Origin of the sequence: Eggerthella sp. BIOML-A4 (genome assembly GCF_009875575.1) — a bacterium.
GTDB lineage: Bacteria > Actinomycetota > Coriobacteriia > Coriobacteriales > Eggerthellaceae > Eggerthella > Eggerthella lenta.
On the sequence record NZ_WWRX01000003.1, the window covers coordinates 69522 to 88790 of the forward strand.

General features: G+C 68.7%; 11 protein-coding genes and 1 tRNA gene. 6 read left to right on the forward strand and 6 right to left on the reverse strand.

The genetic code is table 11. The features are described from left to right. Positions 1 to 73: 73 nt before the first annotated feature. Entirely contained in the window at positions 74 to 430 is a 357-nt protein-coding gene (locus tag GT613_RS03325; protein ID WP_009304641.1) for a NifB/NifX family molybdenum-iron cluster-binding protein, read from the reverse strand. A gap of 99 nt (positions 431 to 529) precedes the next feature. Between GT613_RS03325 and GT613_RS03330 the strand changes: the two genes are divergently transcribed. Genes GT613_RS03330 through GT613_RS03340 form a run of 3 tightly spaced genes read left to right on the forward strand, consistent with a single transcriptional unit; the run spans position 530 to position 4119 of the window. After that, positions 530 to 3427, forward strand: a complete 2898-nt coding sequence (locus GT613_RS03330; RefSeq protein ID WP_009608397.1) for an FAD-dependent oxidoreductase — start codon at positions 530 to 532, stop codon at positions 3425 to 3427. Further along, positions 3427 to 3798, forward strand: a complete 372-nt coding sequence (locus GT613_RS03335; protein WP_009304639.1) for a DUF1667 domain-containing protein — start codon at positions 3427 to 3429, stop codon at positions 3796 to 3798. The genes GT613_RS03330 and GT613_RS03335 overlap by 1 nt, the downstream gene beginning before the upstream one ends. A gap of 48 nt (positions 3799 to 3846) precedes the next feature. Beyond that, positions 3847 to 4119, forward strand: a complete 273-nt coding sequence (locus tag GT613_RS03340; RefSeq protein ID WP_009304638.1) for a hypothetical protein — start codon at positions 3847 to 3849, stop codon at positions 4117 to 4119. A 358-nt stretch (positions 4120 to 4477) separates the two neighbouring features. Here GT613_RS03340 and GT613_RS03345 read toward each other — a convergent pair whose 3' ends face one another. From GT613_RS03345 to GT613_RS03360, 4 genes are all read right to left on the reverse strand, one after another. Beyond that, entirely contained in the window at positions 4478 to 5998 is a 1521-nt protein-coding gene (locus GT613_RS03345; protein ID WP_009608372.1) for a DEAD/DEAH box helicase, read from the reverse strand. 213 nt (positions 5999 to 6211) lie between these two features. Next, entirely contained in the window at positions 6212 to 7582 is a 1371-nt protein-coding gene (locus tag GT613_RS03350) for a glycosyltransferase (protein ID WP_009608374.1), read from the reverse strand. Between the two features lie 263 nt (positions 7583 to 7845). After that, positions 7846 to 7920, reverse strand: a tRNA-Glu gene (locus GT613_RS03355). A 57-nt stretch (positions 7921 to 7977) separates the two neighbouring features. Next, complete coding sequence (locus GT613_RS03360) at positions 7978 to 8907, reverse strand: DMT family transporter (RefSeq protein ID WP_226844467.1); 930 nt, start codon at positions 8905 to 8907, stop codon at positions 7978 to 7980. A 50-nt stretch (positions 8908 to 8957) separates the two neighbouring features. Between GT613_RS03360 and GT613_RS03365 the strand changes: the two genes are divergently transcribed. Next, a complete protein-coding gene (locus tag GT613_RS03365; RefSeq protein WP_009608306.1) occupies positions 8958 to 11864 on the forward strand; it encodes a PD-(D/E)XK nuclease family protein in 2907 nt (968 codons plus the stop codon). Beyond that, positions 11861 to 15556: a UvrD-helicase domain-containing protein gene (locus GT613_RS03370; protein WP_086414659.1), complete on the forward strand. Its 3696-nt coding sequence runs from the start codon at positions 11861 to 11863 to the stop codon at positions 15554 to 15556. The genes GT613_RS03365 and GT613_RS03370 overlap by 4 nt, the downstream gene beginning before the upstream one ends. Positions 15557 to 15842: 286 nt before the next feature. On the opposite strand, the gene GT613_RS03375 is transcribed toward GT613_RS03370, so the two are convergent. Beyond that, positions 15843 to 16817, reverse strand: a complete 975-nt coding sequence (locus tag GT613_RS03375; RefSeq protein ID WP_009304630.1) for a glycosyltransferase family 2 protein — start codon at positions 16815 to 16817, stop codon at positions 15843 to 15845. A 187-nt stretch (positions 16818 to 17004) separates the two neighbouring features. Between GT613_RS03375 and GT613_RS03380 the strand changes: the two genes are divergently transcribed. Beyond that, complete coding sequence (locus tag GT613_RS03380; protein ID WP_226844470.1) at positions 17005 to 19251, forward strand: ATP-binding protein; 2247 nt, start codon at positions 17005 to 17007, stop codon at positions 19249 to 19251. Positions 19252 to 19269: the final 18 nt, after the last annotated feature.

Below are 19269 nucleotides of genomic sequence, written 5' to 3' on the forward strand. Positions count from 1 at the left end.
CAAAAACAGCGCCCCGTCGGATAAGCCGGCGGGGCGCTTTCGTTAGGGGAGGATTTTCCTGCCGGCTTTCCTGCTACGACTCGATGGCTCCGAGGACTTCTTCGTCGTTATGCCATTCGTCCGTGCCGATGAGAGTGTGGGCGAGATACGCCTCGGCTGCATCTCGGGCGCTTCCTGCTTGGTTGGACACTACTTCGATATCGGCTGCTTGCAGCGCTTCCACGGCGTCGCGCTCGATGATGCCGGTGATGACCGCCGTCACATCGAGCTCGCGCAGCACCGCGGCGATGCGGGCAGGGGTCTGATGAGGGTTCGGCATGTTCTGGCACTCGACGATGATGCCCCGTTCGATCCTATAGCAGGTGAAGCTTGCGCAATGTCCGAAATAGGGAGATACGGCCAGTCCTTCGCTCGCCACCGCTATTCTCATGTGATTCCTTTCGTCGCTTCGTGGAAATAACGATACCGCGCTTGGCCGATTGTGTATCCGCTCTTTCGCTCAACGGGGATAAATAGTAAGCTGAACGACATGGATACCGAACCTCTGCAGAGCATCGACGTTGCGATCGTGGGAGCCGGCGTTGCCGGCGCGACGACGGCGCGTGCATTGGCGCGCTGGCGTCTGAACGTCGTGGTGCTTGAGGCAGGCAACGATGTGGCCTGCGGCGCGACGCGAGCGAACTCTGGCATCGTGCATGCCGGCTACGACCCTTTGCCTGGAACGCTCAAGGCTCGCTTCAACGCGGCCGGGTCCAAGCTGTTTCCGCAATGGGCCGACGAGCTGGGATTCTCCTACGTCCGCAACGGCTCGCTCGTGCTCGCGTTCTCCGATGAGGAGCTGGCCAGCATACGGCGCCTCGTGGCGCGCGCGGCGGAGAACGGCGTGGAAGGCGTGCGCGAGCTGGACGCCGCCGAAGTGCGCGCGCTCGAACCGCATGCGAGCCCGCACGTGCGCGGCGGCCTGCTGGCCGAGACGGGCGCCATTTGCGACCCGTACGAGGTTGCCCTGTTCTCGGCAGAGCAGGCGGCGCTGCACGGCACGGCGTTCCGCTTCAACGAGCGCGTCGTGTCCGTCGAGCGCCTGGCCGCGGGCTCGCCCTCGTCCGCGCGCTATCTGCTGTCCACCTCGACAGGCGCGCGGTACGCGGCGCGCGCGGTGGTGAACGCCGCCGGCGTGTTCGCCGACGAGCTGAACAATGCCGTGAGCGCGCATCGCCTGCGCATCGCGGCGCGGCGCGGCGAGTACTGCCTGTACGATTCCGAGTACGGCCCGCTGTTCTCGCATACCGTGTTTCAGGCGCCGTCGTCAGCGGGCAAGGGCGTGCTCGTGACGCCCACCGTGCACGGCAACCTGCTGGTGGGGCCGAACGCCGTGGAGCAGGCGAGCAAGACCGACCTGTCCACGAGCGCGGAGGGGCTGCGCTTCGTGCTGGACGCCGCGAAGAAGACGTGGCCCGACGCCGGCGCGCGCGGCATGATCGCGAACTTCGCAGGGCTGCGCGCCTCGAACGCCGACGGCGACGACTTCGTCATCGGCGAACCGGACGACGCGCCCGGGTTCTTCAACATCGCCTGCTTCGACTCGCCGGGGCTCACCTCGGCTCCGGCCGTAGCCGAGCACGTGGCGCAGGCGGTGGCGGAACAGCTGGGCGCGGAGGCGAACGGGGAATTCCAGGCGAGTCGCGAGCGCTGCAAGCCGTTCGCCGAGCGCGACGAGGCCGAGCGTGCGCGCGCCATCGAGGCCGACCCGCGGTGGGGGCACATCGTGTGCCGCTGCTGCGAGGTGACCGAGGCCGAGATCGTGGCCGCGCTGCACGCTCCGCTGCCCGTGCTGTCGCTCGACGCGCTGAAGTGGCGCACGCGCGCGATGATGGGGCGCTGCCACGGCGGGTTCTGCTCGCCGGAGATCGCGCGCATCGTGGCGCGCGAGACGGGCGTGGCGCCCGACGTGCTGGACAAGCGCCTGCCGGGATCGCCCGTGGTGGCCGCTTCGCGCCCCGATTACGCGGAGCTGGCGCGCAAGGGCGAGCGGTCGGAGGCGCAGGACGCGGAGCGCGAGCGCGCGCATGTCTACGACGTGGCGGTGGCGGGCGGCGGGGCAGCCGGCATCGCCGCAGCCCAGGCGGCCGCGCAGCAGGGCGCGCGCGTGCTTTTGCTCGACCGCGAGGAGAAGCTGGGCGGCATCCTCAAGCAGTGCGTGCACAACGGGTTCGGGCTGCACCGCTTCGGCGTGGAGCTGACGGGTCCCGAGTACGCGCAGCGCGAGATCGACGCGCTTGCGGACGCGGGCTCGGTGGACGTGCTGGCGGGTGCCAGCGTGACGTCCGTCGATCCGGGGCGCCCGGACGACGGAGCGCCGCTCACGGTGCACGCGGTGGACGCGCGCGGCGCGCATGCCATCGCGGCGCGCGCCGTGGTGCTGGCCACCGGCTCGCGCGAGCGCGGGCTGGGCGCGCTCAACCTGGCGGGCTCGCGTCCGTCGGGCGTGTTCTCGGCGGGCAGCGCGCAGAACTTCATGAACCTCCAAGGGTGCCTGCCCGGACGTCGCGCGGTGATCCTCGGGTCGGGAGACATCGGGCTGATCATGGCGCGCCGTTTGGCGTCGCAGGGGGCCGAGGTGGTGGGCGTGCACGAGCTGATGCCGCATCCGTCCGGTCTGCGTCGCAACGTGGTGCAGTGCCTGGACGACTTCGGCATCCCGCTGCACCTCAGCTCCACGGTGACGCGGCTGGAAGGGGAGGGTCGCCTGAGCGCGGTGTACGTGTCGCAGGTGGATCCCGAGACGATCCAGGTGATCCCCGGCACCGAGCAGCGCATCGCGTGCGACACGCTGCTGCTGTCGGTGGGCCTCGTGCCCGAGAACGAGGTGGCGAAGTCGGCCGGGGTGGGGCTCGATCCCGTCACCGGCGGAGCGCGGGTGGACAACCGTTTGGCTACCGACGTTCCCGGCGTGTTCGCCTGCGGCAACGCGCTGCACGTGCACGATCTGGTGGACCATGCGTCGCAAGAGGGCGAGCGCGCGGGCGCCGCCGCGGCCGCTTATGCGCGGCAGGCGGCCTCGGGCGCCTCGGCCGCGCGCGATGCGCATGTCGCCGTTCCCGTGATGGCGGGCGAGGACGTGCGCTACGTGGTGCCGCAGAGCATCGACGCCGCCACGCCGCCCGACGAGAAGCTCATGCTGTCGCTGCGCGTCGCGCGCACGGTGAACGAGCCGCGCTTCGTGGTGGAGGGGATCGACGAAGCCGGCCGGGTGCGCGAGCTGAAGCGCGCGAAGACGATGATCGCCGTGCCCGCCGAGATGGTGCTCGTCGTCCTGCCCGCGGGCGCCGCGGCGGGGTGCTCGGCCGTGCGCGTGCGCGTCGAGGGCCGCGACGAGGCCGCGCGCGTGGCCGACGAGACCGGCATGGCCGGAGGAGGCGCCGACTGATGCAGTTCGCTACCGACATCGCCGCCTACACGTGCATCTGCTGCCCGCTGGGCTGCCGTATAGAGGTCGCGCTCGACGAGAACGGGCAGGTGAGCGAGGTTTCCGGCTATACCTGCAAGCGCGGGGCCGACTACGCGGCGCAGGAGGCCGTCGCCCCCGAGCGCATGGTGACCGCCGTGCTGTGCGTGTCCGGCTGCCTGGAGCCGGTCAGCGTGAAGACGCAGCGTCCCGTGCCGAAAGCCGCTATGAAGGACGTGCTGGCCGCCGTCGCCGCGCTGCGGCTCGACGCGCCGGTCGCGGCCGGAGACGTGCTGATCGAGGACGTATGCGGCACCGGCGTGGCCGTCGTCGCCACGAAAAGCGTATGCTGAGCGAACGCGACCCCCGTCGGGCCGTTGTCGATGGGAAGGGCTTCCGATATGAACGATGAATCCGAGCGGATCGAGCAAGGATCCCATCCGGAGCGCGAGGAGGGAAACGGCGCCCGCACGGCCGCTACGGCTCTGGTCGCCTTCGGCACGCTCGTGCTGCTGTTCGCCGCGGCCGTGGTGGTGTTCCTGCTGATCGCGGAGTTGACGCGCGGCCAATGGATGCTGGCCGGCAGCGCCGTCGTCGTGCTGGCGTTCCTGCTGTGGCTGGGCAACCGCCTCGTCCACGTGGCCGCCAACCAGAACAAGAACCCCTTGGGCTAAGAGGTTGCCGCGCGCGGGTGTCGGCCTCGCCGAGGCGGCGCTGAGGTTGCAGCCGGCGTTCGGCGGCGCGGACTCAGCGGCGAGCACGGTTTCACGAACCCATATGCGGCAAAATCGGGGTTTTGGCAGTTTTCGCGCCCTTCGCCGAACAGCTTCCAAGCAAACCCCCAGTTCACGGTTTGCCGAAACGGGAACATGGTCGTCATGGGCACCTCGAGACTGCCAAACCCCCGGTTTTGCCGCACGTTGGACCCGAAGTTCGCGCTGCCGGGTCTTCTCGCATGCCTTACAACGCAGAAGGAGTAATGCGGCGGGCGGCGGGAACCGGGGATGCTTCGCTTCCCGCCGTCCATGACGTCTATTTGCGCTTGCCGCCTCTGCTGCGCTGCTGGGCGAGGCTGGCGCGATGAGCGCGGCCCGGACGGAGATCGGGACCGCCCTTCTTCGCCGAAGACTGCGCGGGGCGCGCGCCTCCGGACGCGGGCTTGCCGCTGCGCTGGCCGGGCTGCCCTTGCTTCGCGTTCGCCCGGCCCGGCTGCTGGCGGTTCGGCTGGGCGCCCTTCGACGCGACGGGCTTCTTCGGCGCCTTGCGCTTCGGGGCGTTTTTCGGCGCGTCTTCGGCCTGCGCCTGCTCGCGGGCCTTGGCCTTCTTGCGCTCGCGCGCGGCCATCTCCTTGGCGGCCTGCTTGATCTCGGGGTCGCGGCGCGCGTCGGCGCGGGCGGCCTTGCCCGCGGCCTCTTCGGCGGCCTGCTCGGCATCGAACGAAGGCACCTCCATCTCGGGAATGGGGCGCTTGATGAGCTTCTCGATGTCGCGAAGCGCGTCGGCCGTCTCGGGGCTTACGAACGACACGGCGAAGCCCGCGGCGCCCGCTCGACCCGTGCGGCCGATGCGGTGGACGTAATCCTCGGGCTGGGTGGGCAGGTCATAGTTCACGACGTAGTCCACTTCCTCCACGTCGATGCCGCGCGCCAGCACGTCGGTTGCCACGAGCACGCCCGTCTTGCCGGCGGCGAAGTTGTCGAGCGCGCGGCGGCGCTGCGCCTGGCTGCGGTCGGAGTGGATAGCCTCGGCGGTGTAGCCCGCGCGCTTGAGGCGGCGGCACGTGGAATCGGCGCGGCTGCGCGTGCGGGCGAACACGATGACGCGGTCGGAGCCCTTCTCGGCCAGCACGGCCTTGAGCAGCGCCGGCTTGAGGGTCTGCGCCACGTGGACGATGTACTGCTCTACGGTGTCGGCCGTCTCGCCCTTGTGGGCGATCTCGACGAACGCCGGGTCGTGCAGCAGCTTGCCCACGCTGTTCTTGATGGACGCGTCGATGGTGGCCGAGAACAGCAGCGTCTGGCGCGAGGCGGGCGTGGCGCCGATGATCTTCTTCATGGCCGGCCAGAAGCCCATGTCCAGCATGCGGTCGGCCTCGTCCAGCACGAGCACCTCCACGTCGCCGAGGCGCACGGCGCCCTGTTCCATGAGGTCGACCAGGCGGCCCGGCGTGGCGATGAGGATGTCCACGCCGTGCTTGAGCTTGTTGATCTGCGGGGTGTAGGACAGGCCGCCCACCACGGTGAGGATGCGGTGATGCGTGGAGGCGGCGATGGCGGTGCACACCTCGCCGATCTGCTGGGCCAGCTCGCGCGTGGGGGTGACCACGAGCATGAGCGGGCCCTGCCCGCCCTTGGCATGGCCCAGGCGGTCGAGCGAGGGCAGCGAGAAGGCCGCGGTCTTGCCGGTGCCGGTCTTGGCGGCGGCGATGAGGTCGCGCCCTTCGAGCGCGAGAGGGATGGCCTGCTCCTGGACGGGCGTGGGCGCTTCGTAGCCCAGGCGCGCGACGGCTTCAAGAGCCTGGTCGGACAGGCCGAGTTCGTTGAATTGCTTCATTTGTCTCTGTTTTCTGTGTCGGTGCGGCACGGGTGCCGCTGATTGCAGGTGCGGGGTCGATCCGCCGCGTCATGCATTTCGGAAGATCGAGGCGCAACCGAGCGAACGTCGGGCGCCGAACAACCAGTATACGCTCATCGGTCGACCTCCGGTCCGATGAGCGCATAATGCACAAACCTGGTACCAAGCCGACGCGAAACCCCGTCTGCGCCCTTAGCGGATGTGGGCGGGCTTCTTTCCCCAGTAGAAGTGCAGCAGGTGCTTGCGGTAGCGCGGGTCGTCGGGGTTCTTCGGCGCGGCTATCAGGCGCAGCGTGGCGTTCGCGATGTCCTCGGCGGCGTTCGGGTGGCGCAGGAAGCTGCCGTTGATCAGCATGGCGTGGGCGCTTTCGGGGTTGCGCGCCACGTGGCGCAGCGTGTCCAGCAGCTCGCGCGCCGTGGTCACGTGCATGGCGGCGCCCAGCGAGGTGAGCATCTGCACGTTCACCTTCTCCTGGCCGTACGCTTTGCCCAGAAGGATCATCGGGACCTGCGCGCACAGGCACTCGGTAACCGTGAGGCCTCCCGACTTGCAGATGACCAGGTCGCTGGCCGCCATGAGCGCAGCCATGTCGTCCACGTAGTCGAGTACGGTGGCGTTGGAGAGCCCCAGATCGTCGCATTCCTGGCGCAGGTGGCGCGCGTAGTCGGCGTCGCTTCCGGCCACGAACACGAAGTGCAGCGTGTCGTCGAAGCCGTGCAGGTAGGGCAGCAGCTTGTCCAGCGCGGTGCGGAAGTGCACGTAGGGGCGGGGCAGGTACGCGCCCGCCAAGGCCAGCACGATGCGCCTATCCTGGGGCAGCTCCAACTGCTCGCGCACGGAGGGGCGGTCGTAGGCGCGGCGGAAATCGTCGCGCGTGGGGATGCCGGTGATGAGGATGCTCTCCTCGGGCACCTTGCGCGGGCGCAGCGTCTCGGCCATCGACTCGTTCGCGACGCAGAACAGATCGGCGGCCTTGTGCGGCCAGAGGCCCTCGGTCTCGTAGTCGGTGGGAACGCACACGATGGGGTAGTGCTGGCCGGTCAGCATGCGCGCCGCCACGGCCACGTTGGCGGCGGTGATGTGCGTGCACACGATGGCCAGCGGCTGCCTGTCGCGCACGTAGTCGGTGAACTTCGAGTACATGAGGTGCGACCAGATGGAGCCGCCGCCCCACAGAAGCCGTCCGGTGAGCGTGAAGCGCCAGGTGAGGTCGTAGATGGGACGCGTGGCGCCCGTGAACAGCGACGCAGCGTTGTTTCCGTCGAACACGATGCGGCCGTAATCCAGCACGTCGATCACCTCGATGTCGAGGTCGTCGGGGATGGGAGGCTGGCCGTCCGTCCGCTCGCCGTCCGCGTCGCGCATGAGCTCGAACGCCTGCGCGACGGCGTAGGCAGCGCTGCGGTGGCCGGAGCCCACCGATGCGTGCATCACGATGACCAGGGGCTTCTTCAGCTCGTCTTCGGGAGGCGCGAGCGCGCCGTCGTCGGCGTCCGCCAGCTCGATAGAGGCGGGTTCGTTTTCCGGCGCGAGCGGGCGCGCAGTGTTCTCGTCGGTGTCCATGTCATAATCATACCGCAAACGGGCGGCGTTCGGTGCGAGCGTGCGGGGCGCCCATCGCATCGCCGCATCTGGGAGCGGCTCGACGGCGATGCGCGGGAGCGGGTTGATCCGGCAGGCTCTCCGGCGTCCGACGTTCGCCGGCTCGCCCACGCGGCGGCGGGTCCGATGAAGCGCGAACATGTCGATTGCGGCACATGTTGGCACACGAAAGACGCAGGCAAAGAAAAAGGCCGGAAGCGATGAGCTTCCGGCCTGGCATTTCGTGGTGCCCCCAACGGGAATCGAACCCGTGTCTCAGCCTTGAAAGGGCCGCGTCCTGACCTCTAGACTATGGGGACGGCTTGCGCGATTCCTAGCTGGAAAAGCAGCCTGAACATTATTACAAAGCGAGCGCGTCATTGCAAGCGTTTTTTTCGAAAGCGAGCGGACGCGCCTTGCGGCAGCAGGTTGGGCAGCTGCGATACCGCCACGCCCAGCATGATGACGGCTATTCCGGCCGTCTGAAGCGCGTCCACGGGTTCGGACAGGACGAGCACCGATATCGCTATTCCGCATGGCAGCTCCGACGATGCCATGATGGTGGACAGCCCCGCCGAGAGGTGCGGCGTTCCGATGCCGAACAGCACCACGGGCACGAACAGCCCGAATACGCCCAGGATCAGCCCGTACTTCCAAATGCCGGCCTGCAGCGCGCCGCTTGAGAAGTAGTCGGGGCACACGGCGAAGCCGAGGATGCACGCGCCCAGGCACACGACGAGTCCGCGCTCGATTGGCGGCAGGTCGCAGCCGACGCGCGCCGACAGGAACATGAACGTCGCGCAGCTGACGGCCGACAGCAGCGCGCAGAGGATGCCGAGCGGGTCGAGATGACCCACCGTGTTCGAGAACAGGCCGCTCGCCAAGAGGGTGCCTCCGAGGATGACGGCCGCCGCGACGATTTCAGCGAGGCGGGGTTTGCGACGGGTGGCGACCACCTGGAATACGATGCCGATCCAGGTGAATTGGAACAGCAGCGTGATGGCCACGGACACGGGCAGCATGGTGAGCGCGAAGTTGTACAGCACGCAGGTGGTGCATGTGGCGAGGCCCAGCCCCAGCAAGGACAGCACGCGCTTGGGCGACAGCGGTACAGGGCGCTTGCCGAGGACGGTCAGCGCGGCCAAGGCGACGGCGAACAGCAGCGCGCCGAAGAACGCCTGGCTGGCGGCGGTTTGGGTCCACGAGAACCCCTCGGCGAGCGCGCATTTGATCGTGGCGGCCATCACGCCGTAGCTGGCGCCGCCGAGGAACACGACGGCGGAGTATTTCAAGGTGTTCTTCTGCATGGCGGCCATTGTAGCGCACGCCCGCGCGGCGGGCGAGTACAATAGGCGGCATGCCTTTTCAACATCACATACTCGACCATGCGGGCGACGTGCTGGACGCCGCCCGCGCATATCTGGAATCGTGGCTGGCGGCGGGTCTCGCGCCCGTGCTGCTGGTTCCCAGTCCCGCCGCTGCCGACCGCGTGCGCCGCGCGCTCGCGGAGGGGCCGTGCGCGCTGGGAGCGCGCGTGGAGACGCCTATGATGTGGGTGCGCGACAGGTGGGATCTGTTCGGCGACGGGCGCCGCATCGTGTCGTCGTTCGATCGCGCATTGCTCGTGCGCCGCGCCTGCTTGGAGACCGAACGGACGGCGCTTGAAGCCACGCCGGGCGTCGTCGGCCTGCTCGCGCGCTTGGCGCGCGAGGCGTTGCCGCATCTGACGGCGCCGGTCGCCGCAAACGCCGGTCTGAGCGCGGCCGAGCGCGATGCGCTCATGGTGCTCGAGCGTTACGCGGAGCTTCTGCAGGAGGCGGGGTGCTGCGAATCGTCGCAGGCGGCGGCTCTGCTTCCCGAGGCTATGGAGGCGCCCGCGCCCCTTGTGCTGGCCGGGTTCGACGACCTTGACTGCGCTGAGGAGCGGATGACGGCCGCGCTCGCGCAGCGGACCGACGTCGTTCGCCTCGATGACGGCTGCCGCGCCCCGTCGGGTGCCGACGGGCGCGCCTCCGAGCTGCAAGGGCTGTTGGAGCGTCTGTTCAAGCCCGCGATGCCCGAGCCTCTGCGCCCGACGGGGCGGGTGCGCTTCTTGCTTCCGGCGGGACGCTACGCCGCGCCGACCCTCGTGGCGAGCACGGTGGCGCAGGCCGTGGCCGACGAGCGCCTCCGCGCGGTCGAGGAGGGGCGCGATCCGCTGCCCGTTGCGGTGACTGCCCGCGATCCTCGCGCGTTGTTCGACGACGTTGCGGGCGCGCTGCTCGAAGCGGGCGCCGCCTCGGCCGTGAGTGCGAGCCGGGCGTTCGCCGACACCGCGTTCGGACGCGCGTTTCTCGCTCTGCACGCGTTCGCCTGCGGCGCATGGAGCATCGCGCAGGCGTCCGACTTCGCGCTCGGACCGTTCTCGGGCATCGGGATCCGAACGGCCTGCGAGCTGGATGCCGCGTGGCGCGGGGACCGCACGGTCGAGCGCGCGCGCATCGCGGCCGATCTCGCCCGCGAAAGCGAGGCGGCGGCCGACGCGCTGACGGCGCTGGAGGCGGGCGACGCGGACGGCGCGCTCGCGGGGTTCGAGGCGCGCCTGCGCGCACGTACGGACCTCGATCCGGCGTTTCGCGCGGAGCAACTGGCGGCCGTGTCGTGCGCGCGCAGGTTCGCGGCGGCATGCAGTCGCGCGAACGCGGTGTTCGACGGCGCATTGCCGTTGCTGGAGCGCATGCCGGTTTCCTCAAGCGCTCGGTCGGCGCGCGACGAAGGCGCGCGCCCCGACGCGCTGTTCATGTCGCTCGACGAGGCGGCCGAGCTTCCCGCGTGCTCTTGCGCCGCGCTCGTGCTGTGCGATCTCGACGCGGGCTCCTACCCGGTGCGGCTCGTCGAGGACGGCGGCACGCTGCTTCTGGAGAAGCTGGGCCTCGGCCGCCCCGCAGACGCGCTCGCCGCCTCCCGCCGCCGATTCTTCCGCGCGCTTTCGAGCGCCTGCGAGACGGTGGTGTGCGAGCGCGTGCTGAACACCGAGGATGCGAACGAGGCGTATCCGTCGGTTATGTTCGAGGAGCTGCTCGACTGCTACCGGGAAGCGGATGCGGGCGAGGACGACCGGGCGACGGGGCTTCCCAAGCCGCTCGTCGCCTTCGCCATGCTGGCAGGGGAGGACGCGCTCCACGACAACCTCGCGCTCGTCTGCGAGGGTGTGCAGCCGCGCGTAGGCAAAGGAGGGGCGACGCTGTCCTGGGAGCTGTCGGCCGCGGGCGCGGTGTCGCCCGAGCAGCGCCCGCGCATCGTGCTGCCGCGCTCGCCGCGCGAGGGGCTGCGCGGCGCCGACGCCGCGTTGGCGCTGTCGCCGTCTGCGCTGGAAAGCTACCTTGAATGTCCCTACAAGTGGTTCGCTCTGCGCCGTCTTCGCCTGTCGGAGCCGGACGCCGGGTTCGGGCCTCTCGAGATGGGCAGCTTCTCCCACAACGTGCTGCGTAGCTTCTACGAGCATTTCCGCGAGGCGGGGCATGCGAAGGTGGACTCCGCGACGCTTCCCGAAGCGCGCGCGCTTCTAGGCGAGACGTTCGACCGCCATCTGGAATCGCAACGCAACCTCAAGCGCTCGGTCAACCCGTTGATCCCGCGCACCGCCTTCGAACGCGCCGAGACGGCCGATCTGAGGAAGAGGCTCGTCCGGTTCCTCGACCGCGAGGCGCTGCTGCTGCCGGGCTTCGAGCCCGTGCGCTTCGAGTTCGATTTCGGCTCGAGCGAGCCGTTCCCGTACGCAGGATGCCTGCTGCGCGGCAGTGTGGACCGCATCGACGTGAACGGGGCCGGCCAGGCGGTGGTTATCGACTACAAGGGGTCGCTCAATGGCGACTACGCGCTGGATTCGGCATCGCCCGCCGCGCAGGCGGGCGGCGCGGTGCTTCCCCATAAGGTGCAGACGCTCATGTACGCTCAGGTGGCGCGCAAGGTGCTGGGTCTCGACGTGGTGGGTGCGCTGTACGTGTCGTACGGCCGCGATCGGCGCGTCTCGGGCGCCTTCGACCGCACGGTCGTGGGCGAGCGAGACGTGCCCGGCATCGACGTCGAGCGCTGCGGCGTGCCGGGGCCGGCAGGCGAGGCGCTGGGCGTCTCGTCGTTCGGCGAGCTGGTGGACGCGGTGGAGGATCGCATCGCCCGGGCCGTGCGCACGCTGGCCGACGGCTGCATCGGTCCCGATCCGCGCGGGGGAGACCCGTGCGGGTATTGCCCCGTGCTCGCCTGCGAGAAAAGGATGGGCGCATGAACCTCTCAACCTGCACCCCTGGTCAACGCCAGAGCATCGAGCACGTGCGCGGTCCCTTGCTCGTGTCGGCCGGCGCCGGCTCGGGCAAGACGTTCACGCTCACGCAGCGCATCGCCTATGCGCTTCTGCCCGAGAGCGGCCCTGCGGCGTCCGGCGTCGACGAGGTGCTGGCCATCACGTTCACCGAGAAGGCGGCCGCCGAGATCAAGGCGCGCGTCAAGCGCACGCTGCGCGCCGAAGGGCTGGCCGAGGAAGCGCTGCGCGTGGACGGCGCCTGGATATCCACCATCCACGGCATGTGCGCGCGCATCCTGCGCGCCCACGCGCTCGACCTGGGGCTGGATCCTGCGTTCGGCATCATGGGCGATGCGGAGCGGGCCGAAGCCGTGGCCGACGCCATCGACGGCGCGCTGGGCGACGACAACGATATCATCGCGCGCGGCTCGTACGCGGCGCTGTTCGACGAGTACCCCGCACGCTCGACGATGCCGCTCGCTCCGTCGGTGGCCTCCATGCTGCAGGCTCTGATGGACAAGGCGGCGGGGCTGCGCGGCGGCCTCGACGCGCTCGATTTCGGGCCGTCGCCCGCGCAGGCCTCGACGCTCGCGCGCGAGCTGCTGCTGGCCTACGAGGGCGTGCTGCCCGCGCTCGAGCGGGCGGGGAAGAGCGCGTCCGCCGAACGGGCGCGCGCGGCCGCGGCCGACGCGGTGGAGGCGCTCGGGGCGTTTTTGGCCGACGCGTCCGCGGCGAGCGACGCGCGTGCGCTGGCAGCTGTGGTCGACGGCTGCGCCTACCTGCCGTGCACGTTCGGCGGCGCCGACGTGAAGGCCGAGGTCAAAGCGTATCAAGCTGTGCACGCGCGCGTGGCTCAGAACGTCGCGCTCGCGCTGGCGCACCCGCTGGCCTCCGAGCTCATGGCGCTCGCGCGCGAGGTGACCGCGCGCTTCGAGGGTGCGAAGCGCGCCGCGTGCAAGCTGGATAACGACGACCTGCTCGTGCGCACGCTCGACGCGTTCGAACGCTGCCCGGACATCGCCGCGCGCTACGAACGCCGCTTCAAACTGGTGATGGTGGACGAGTTCCAGGACACCAGCCAGCTGCAGATCGACATGATCGCGCGCCTGGCCGGGCCGCGGTGCGCGCACCTGTGCACGGTAGGCGATGCGCAGCAGTCCATCTACCGCTTCCGCGGCGCCGACGTGAACGTGTACGAGGCTCATAAGAAGGCGATGCGCGCCGACGAAGTGGGCGCGCTCTACGTCGAGCTCACGAAGAACTTCCGCAGCCACGGCGACGTGCTGTCGTTCGTCGACCGCGTGTTCGAGCAGTCGACGGTGTTCGGCGAGGCGTTCATGTCGCTGGAGCCGAACGAGCAGCGCCCCTCCTGCTATCGGGGCAGCGCGCCGCGCATCGACCTCGTGCTGTCGGTGCAGCCCGCGGGGCGCGGCACCGGCGTGCGCACGGCCGATGCGAAGCGCGCCGGCGCCGAGGCCATCGCCCGCCGGTTCGCCGCGCTGCGCGAGGACGGCCACGCTCCCGGCGACATGGTGGTGCTGCTGGGCAAGATGAGCCGTGCGGGCATGTATGCCGAGGCGCTGCGCGCCGAGGGCTTCGAGTGCGTGGTGACGGGCGGGTCGCTGTTCGCGTCCGCGCCCGAAGTGCGCGTGGTCGCCCGCTTCGTGGAGGCGCTGGCGAACCCGGCGAACACGGCTGCGCTGTTCGAAGTGCTGACCAGCGACATGATGCGTCTGTCGGCAGACGACCTCCTCGTGCTGACCACCGAGGAGGATCCTGAGACGGGATGCGTGCGGCGGCGCGATCTCGACCGGGGCTTCGCGCGCCTCGCATCGCGCGCCGACGGACTGCCGCCGCGGCTGGCGCACGCCGTGCGCCTGTTCGAGCGGGCGCGTGACGAGTCGCGCACGCGCCCGGTGGCGACCGTGGTGCGCGATGCCGTGGTGCGTTCGGGGTGGATGGCACGGCTCGAGGAGGAAGGCGCGGCGGGCACGGCGCGAGCCGCGAACGTGCTGAAGGCCGTCCGGCTCGTCGATCGCCTCGAAACCGAGCGCCACCTGGGGCTGGCCTCCACGGCGCGCGCGCTGGCCGACGAGCTGGCCGTAGGATTGAAGGAGGCGCCCGGCGCGTTGTCGGGAGCCGGCGGCGACGTGGTGAAGATCATGACCATCCATGCTTCGAAGGGGCTGGAGTTCCCCGTCGTGGCGTTGGCCGACTTCGCCGACGCGCGCGCGGGAAGCGGCAAGCTTCTGGTGGAGACGTGCGGTGCCATCGCGCGCGCCTCGTTGGCGCCCGCAGCGTCGTTGGAGGCGTTTCCCCAGCTGGCGAAGCGCTCGGGCGCGGCTGCGGCCGGCGACGGCGAGGATGATGCCGATCTGCTGGCCGCTCGCCGTCTCGTAGAAGGGGAGGATGGGCCCGCGTGCGCTCTCGGCGCTTCGTCGTGCACGCAGGCGGCCTACCGCGCCCAGCTCGCGCGCCGTGCGGCCGACGAGGAGCTGGCCGAAGCGCGTCGCAAGCTCTACGTGGGCCTCACGCGTGCCAGCGAGGCGCTTGTGGTGGCGATGGACGCGAAAGCTCCCTCGGCGGGCAAGCCTCCGGCGTACGCCCCGCTCGTCGACGATATCCGCAGCGCGCTGTGCGGCGACGGCGATTTTCCCGAGGGCGTTGCCGAGCTTCCCTACGGCGGCACCGCGCCGGCCCGCTTCGAGCGCATCCTCGTACAGCCGCCGGAGCCGCGCGCCGAGGAGGGCGCCGAGCCTGCGCCCGAACCGCGGCTGTTCTTCGTGCCCGTCGTGGACGACGCTTCGCGGTCGACGCTCTTCGCGGGAGGCTTGGCGCGCGACGGCGATTTTCCCGAGGGCGTTGCCGAGCTTCCCTACGGCGGCACCGCGCCGGCCCGCTTCGAGCGCATCCTCGTGCAGCCGCCGGAGCCGCGCGCCGAGGAGGGTGTCGAGCCTGCGCCCGAACCGCGGCTGTTCTTCGTGCCCGTCGTGGACGACGCTTCGCGGTCGACGCTCTTCGCGGGAGGTTCGGCGCGCGACGATGCGTTCTCGTACTCGTCGATCGCCCCGAACCCGGTTCCGGCTCCGGCGGGCGAGGGCGCGCCTTTCGCCGCGGACGCGGACAAGGCGACGGATCTGGGCAGCGCCTTCCATCGGGCTGCGCAGCTGGCCGTCGAGACGGGAAGGGTTCCCGACGCTGCGCGCCTCGGCGTGCTCTCCGAGGCGTACGCTCTATCGACGGGACAGCGCGCGCGGCTGGCCGATGCCTGCGAGCGCTGGTTCTCCAGCGCGACGTACGCCGAAACGCTGCAGTGGGGGCTGCGGCGCGCCGAGGTGCCGTTCTTCGTGCCGATATCCGATGCGTTCGTGGAAGGGGAGATCGATCTTCTCTGCACCGACGACGCGCAGCTTGCGGGCGCTCGTGCGCTCGTGGTGGACTATAAGACCGGCGGTTCGGACGGCGAGGCGCCGGAAGCGCTGTGCTCCAAGCACCTCCTGCAGGCGCAATGCTACGCCTATGCACTGCTGCGGCAGGGCTGCGTCGAGGTGGAGCTGCGCTTCGCGCGCGTCGAGCGCGAGGATTCGGCGGGGGACATGCAAACCGTGACCTACCGCTTCACTGCCGAAGATCTCGACGGGCTGGCCGTCCGCATCCTAAGCGCCCGAAGGGCTTAGCGTTTTTCGCTGCGGGCCACCCGCTTCCGATGCGCCTTGACAGCATGAGTCCATCGCGTAGAATGTAATCGTCCGATTACATTCTACGCGAAATAAAACACCCCCCCCATCAGGTATAATAAGGAAAGTTCGGCCAGAATTATTATTCTCTCAGCAAAAAGGTCATAAATCACGACTGAACATTGTTCAAGGCATTTGCTAGGATGATTGACGGGCAGGGGCGCGGTGTGATGGAGTGCGTAGCGAGTATTGTCAACACCCGCGCCCCTCGAGGCGTTTCCGGGGCTTACGCCCTGCGCCTGCCGTAGCGCTCGTAGGCCTGCGTCACCTGCAGCTCGTACTCCTTGCGAGTGCCCTTGACCACCGTGTCCAGGATGAGGCCGCTGGCGAATGCGAGGATGCCGACGAACACGAGGGCCACGGCCAGCAATGCGGAGGGCAGGCGCGGTACGAGGCCCGTCGCGGCGAACTCCCAGATGACGGGGATGCCGGCGATGAGGCCCAACAAGCAGAACAGAAGCGCGAGCCAGCTGAACAGCGCGAGCGGGCGATAGTCCTTGAACAGCGACATGATCATGGCCAGCACCTTCATGCCGTCCGAGAACGTGTTGAGCTTGCTCTCCGATCCTTCGGGGCGGTCGCGGTAGTCGATCGGCACCTCGGCGATGCGCCAGCGCTTGTCGACGGCATGGATGGAAAGCTCCGTCTCGATCTCGAACCCGGGCGAGAGCACCGGCATGGTCTTGGCGAACACGGCGTTGAAGGCTCGATAGCCGGTCATGACGTCGGAGAACTCGAAGCCGTAGATCCATTTGATGAGCGTGCGCACGAGGTCGTTGCCGAAGCCGTGGAACGCGCGGTCGTTCTCCTCGCCGTAGGTGCCGTTGGACAGGCGGTCGCCCACGCTCATGTCGGCCTCGTCGGCCATGAGCGGCGCCAGGAGCTCCGGCGCGGCCTCGGCGGGGTACGTGTCGTCGCCGTCCACCATGACGTAGTAGTCGGCGTCGATGTCGCGCAGCATCTGGCGCACCACGTTGCCCTTGCCCTGGCGGCGTTCGGCCCGCACCACGGCGCCGTGCTCGGCCGCGATGGAAGCGGTGCCGTCGGAGGAGTTGTTGTCGTAGACGTACACGGTCGCTTCGGGCAGCACGCGCCTGAAGTCGTCGACCACCTTGCCGATGGTTACGGCCTCGTTGTAGCAGGGGATGAGCACGGCGACGGTGCCGCTCTGGGCGCGCGGCGTATCGATCTTCTGATCCACGAATCACTCCTCGGTTCTGTATAGGTGAGGTTCATCCTACTCGAAACGTCGGGCTTGCGCCAGACGGCTCCGTTGTTTTCCAGATGAAACCCGGTAAGGAAGCCGTTTTCGACCGGTAATATTGTGCCCGGCGCCTCCTGCTACAATGAAGAACGCCCGCTACGACTGGAAGAGGGGCGTCCTCCCTATGGAACTGATTACCCGCTCGCGCGAGCGGCGGCGCATCGCCATCATCGTGGTCGCGCTCGTCCTTGCGCTTCTGATCGCGCTCGCGTACACGATCGTCTCGTCGCGTCAGGCGACGGCGGCCGCGGTGGAAACCATGAGCGAAGTGTACTTGCAAGAGCTCAGCAACCAGGTCATCTCCCATTTCAACACCGGCATCGACGGCAAGTTCTGCCAGCTGGAAACCGTGGGCAGCTCGCTTGAGCTGTACGACCCGGAGAATCTCGACGAGGTGAGGGATTTCCTCGCCTGCATGGAGGCGGACGATGACGAGTACGCCTACCTTGCGCTGCGTGGCAGCGACGGGCTCTACTACACGTCGTGGGGCTCGGACGCCGCCTCGGATGAGGAGCTTGCCGCCCGCAGCGAGCTGGGGCTGTCGTATCGGGACGCGCACGGCCACGACGTGATGCTATACAACGGAACCATCGCGCTCGTGGATTCCTTCGAGCCCGTTACCTGCGGAGGCGTCACGTTCACCGCCGTCGTCGCCGGGTTCGGCGTCGACACCGTTTCCGGGAAGCTCAACCTCGATCTGGTCAATGGCAGCGCGCGGTCGAGCGTCATCGGCTTCGACGGCACTTGCATCGCAGGATGCGATGCCGAGGGGCTGTGCAACGGCGAGAACCTGTTCGACGCGTTGGAATCGAGCGCTCGCCTCGACAAGGGGTACAGCATGGACCAGGTGCGAGAAGCCGTGGAGAACGGGGAGACGTTCCTGCTTCCCTTCTGGTGCGGGGGCCATCACGAGTACCTGTACTTTCGGCCGATGAGCAATCAAGACTGGTATCTGTGTACCGCCATGCCCTACGGCGTGGTGGACGAGGACGTGGCGGGACTCAGCTGGGTGCTCATGCAGAACGCCGTTCTCATGGCGACCATGATCATCGCGGTCATAGCCATCTTCTTCTCGATCTACTATCAGCTGGTCAAGCGCAACACGCGTCTGCTGTCGGACGAGAAGAACCGCGCCGAGCGCGCTTCCGAGGAAGCGCGGCGCGCCAGTTTGGCGAAAAGCGAGTTCCTCTCGCGCATGTCGCACGAGATTCGTACGCCGATGAACGGCATCATGGGCATGACCGCCATCGCGCTCGAGAATGCGCACGACGAGGAGAAGGCGCGAGCCTGCCTCGAGAAGATCGACGTGACGTCCGAGCATCTCATGGCGCTCATCAACGACATCCTCGACATGAGCAAGATCGAAAGCGGCAAGATCGACATCAAGCGCGAGACGTTCGATTTCGGGACGTTCGTAGGGTCGCTCGACGACGTGTTCGGAACGCAGGCTCTCGAACAGGGGATTCGCTACAAGACGGAAGAAGTGGGCGCGCTGCCCTCGCTGCTCGTCGGCGACGGGCTTCGGCTGAACCAGATCGTTTACAATCTCGTTGGCAACGCTTTCAAGTTCACTCCTCGCGACGGCAGCGTCACGCTGCGCATAGAGGAGCTTCCCGCGCCGCCGGAAGAGGATGCTGCGCACGACGACGCGATCTGGCTGCGCTTCTCGGTGACCGATACGGGTTGCGGCATCAAGCCGGAGAACCGCGAGCGGATATTCTCGTCTTTCGAGCAGGGCGACGAGTCTTCATGCAGACGCGGAGGCACGGGTCTGGGCCTTGCCATCACGAAGCGGTTCACGGAGATGATGGGCGGTCGTATATCGTTGTCGAGCGAGGTGGGGAAGGGGTCGACCTTCACGGTGGACGTGCCGTTCGGACGAGCCTCGGGCGAAGGGGCCGCCACGTGCGACGATGCGTTCGCCGCGCGGTCCCGAACGCACGGCGACGGAGTTTCGTACGATTTCTCCGGCAGGCGCGTCATCGTCGCCGAAGACAACGAGCTCAACCGCGAGATAGCCACCGAGGTGCTGGCCATGGCGGGTGCCGAGGTCCTGGCGGCGTCCACGGGCGCCGAGGCCGTGCGCGCGTTCGAGCGCTCGCACCCGGGCTCCGTCGACCTGATCTTCATGGACATCCAGATGCCCGAGATGGACGGCTACGAGGCGACCCGCGTCATTCGCTCGCTCGACCGCGACGACGCGCGTTCGGTGCCCATCGTCGCGATGACGGCCAACGCGTTCGTCGAGGACGAGGAGCGCAGCCGCATGAGCGGAATGGATGGCCATCTGAGCAAACCCCTTGATATCCATCTCGTATATGCCACAATGGACAGGTTTTTGAGAGGGCGCTCGCGGGGAGGGGGCGCGTAGAGCGAAAGGACGCGCGCG

Coding starts and splice junctions, on each gene's coding strand:
- GT613_RS03345 (WP_009608372.1), bottom strand. CDS start 5,998: ATGAAGCAATTCAACGAACTCGGCCTGTCCGACCAGGCTCTTGAAGCC.
- GT613_RS03330 (WP_009608397.1), top strand. CDS start 530: ATGGATACCGAACCTCTGCAGAGCATCGACGTTGCGATCGTGGGAGCC.
- GT613_RS03350 (WP_009608374.1), bottom strand. CDS start 7,582: ATGGACACCGACGAGAACACTGCGCGCCCGCTCGCGCCGGAAAACGAA.
- GT613_RS03335 (WP_009304639.1), top strand. CDS start 3,427: ATGCAGTTCGCTACCGACATCGCCGCCTACACGTGCATCTGCTGCCCG.
- GT613_RS03360 (WP_226844467.1), bottom strand. CDS start 8,907: ATGCAGAAGAACACCTTGAAATACTCCGCCGTCGTGTTCCTCGGCGGC.
- GT613_RS03340 (WP_009304638.1), top strand. CDS start 3,847: ATGAACGATGAATCCGAGCGGATCGAGCAAGGATCCCATCCGGAGCGC.
- GT613_RS03325 (WP_009304641.1), bottom strand. CDS start 430: ATGAGAATAGCGGTGGCGAGCGAAGGACTGGCCGTATCTCCCTATTTC.
- GT613_RS03370 (WP_086414659.1), top strand. CDS start 11,861: ATGAACCTCTCAACCTGCACCCCTGGTCAACGCCAGAGCATCGAGCAC.
- GT613_RS03365 (WP_009608306.1), top strand. CDS start 8,958: ATGCCTTTTCAACATCACATACTCGACCATGCGGGCGACGTGCTGGAC.
- GT613_RS03380 (WP_226844470.1), top strand. CDS start 17,005: ATGGAACTGATTACCCGCTCGCGCGAGCGGCGGCGCATCGCCATCATC.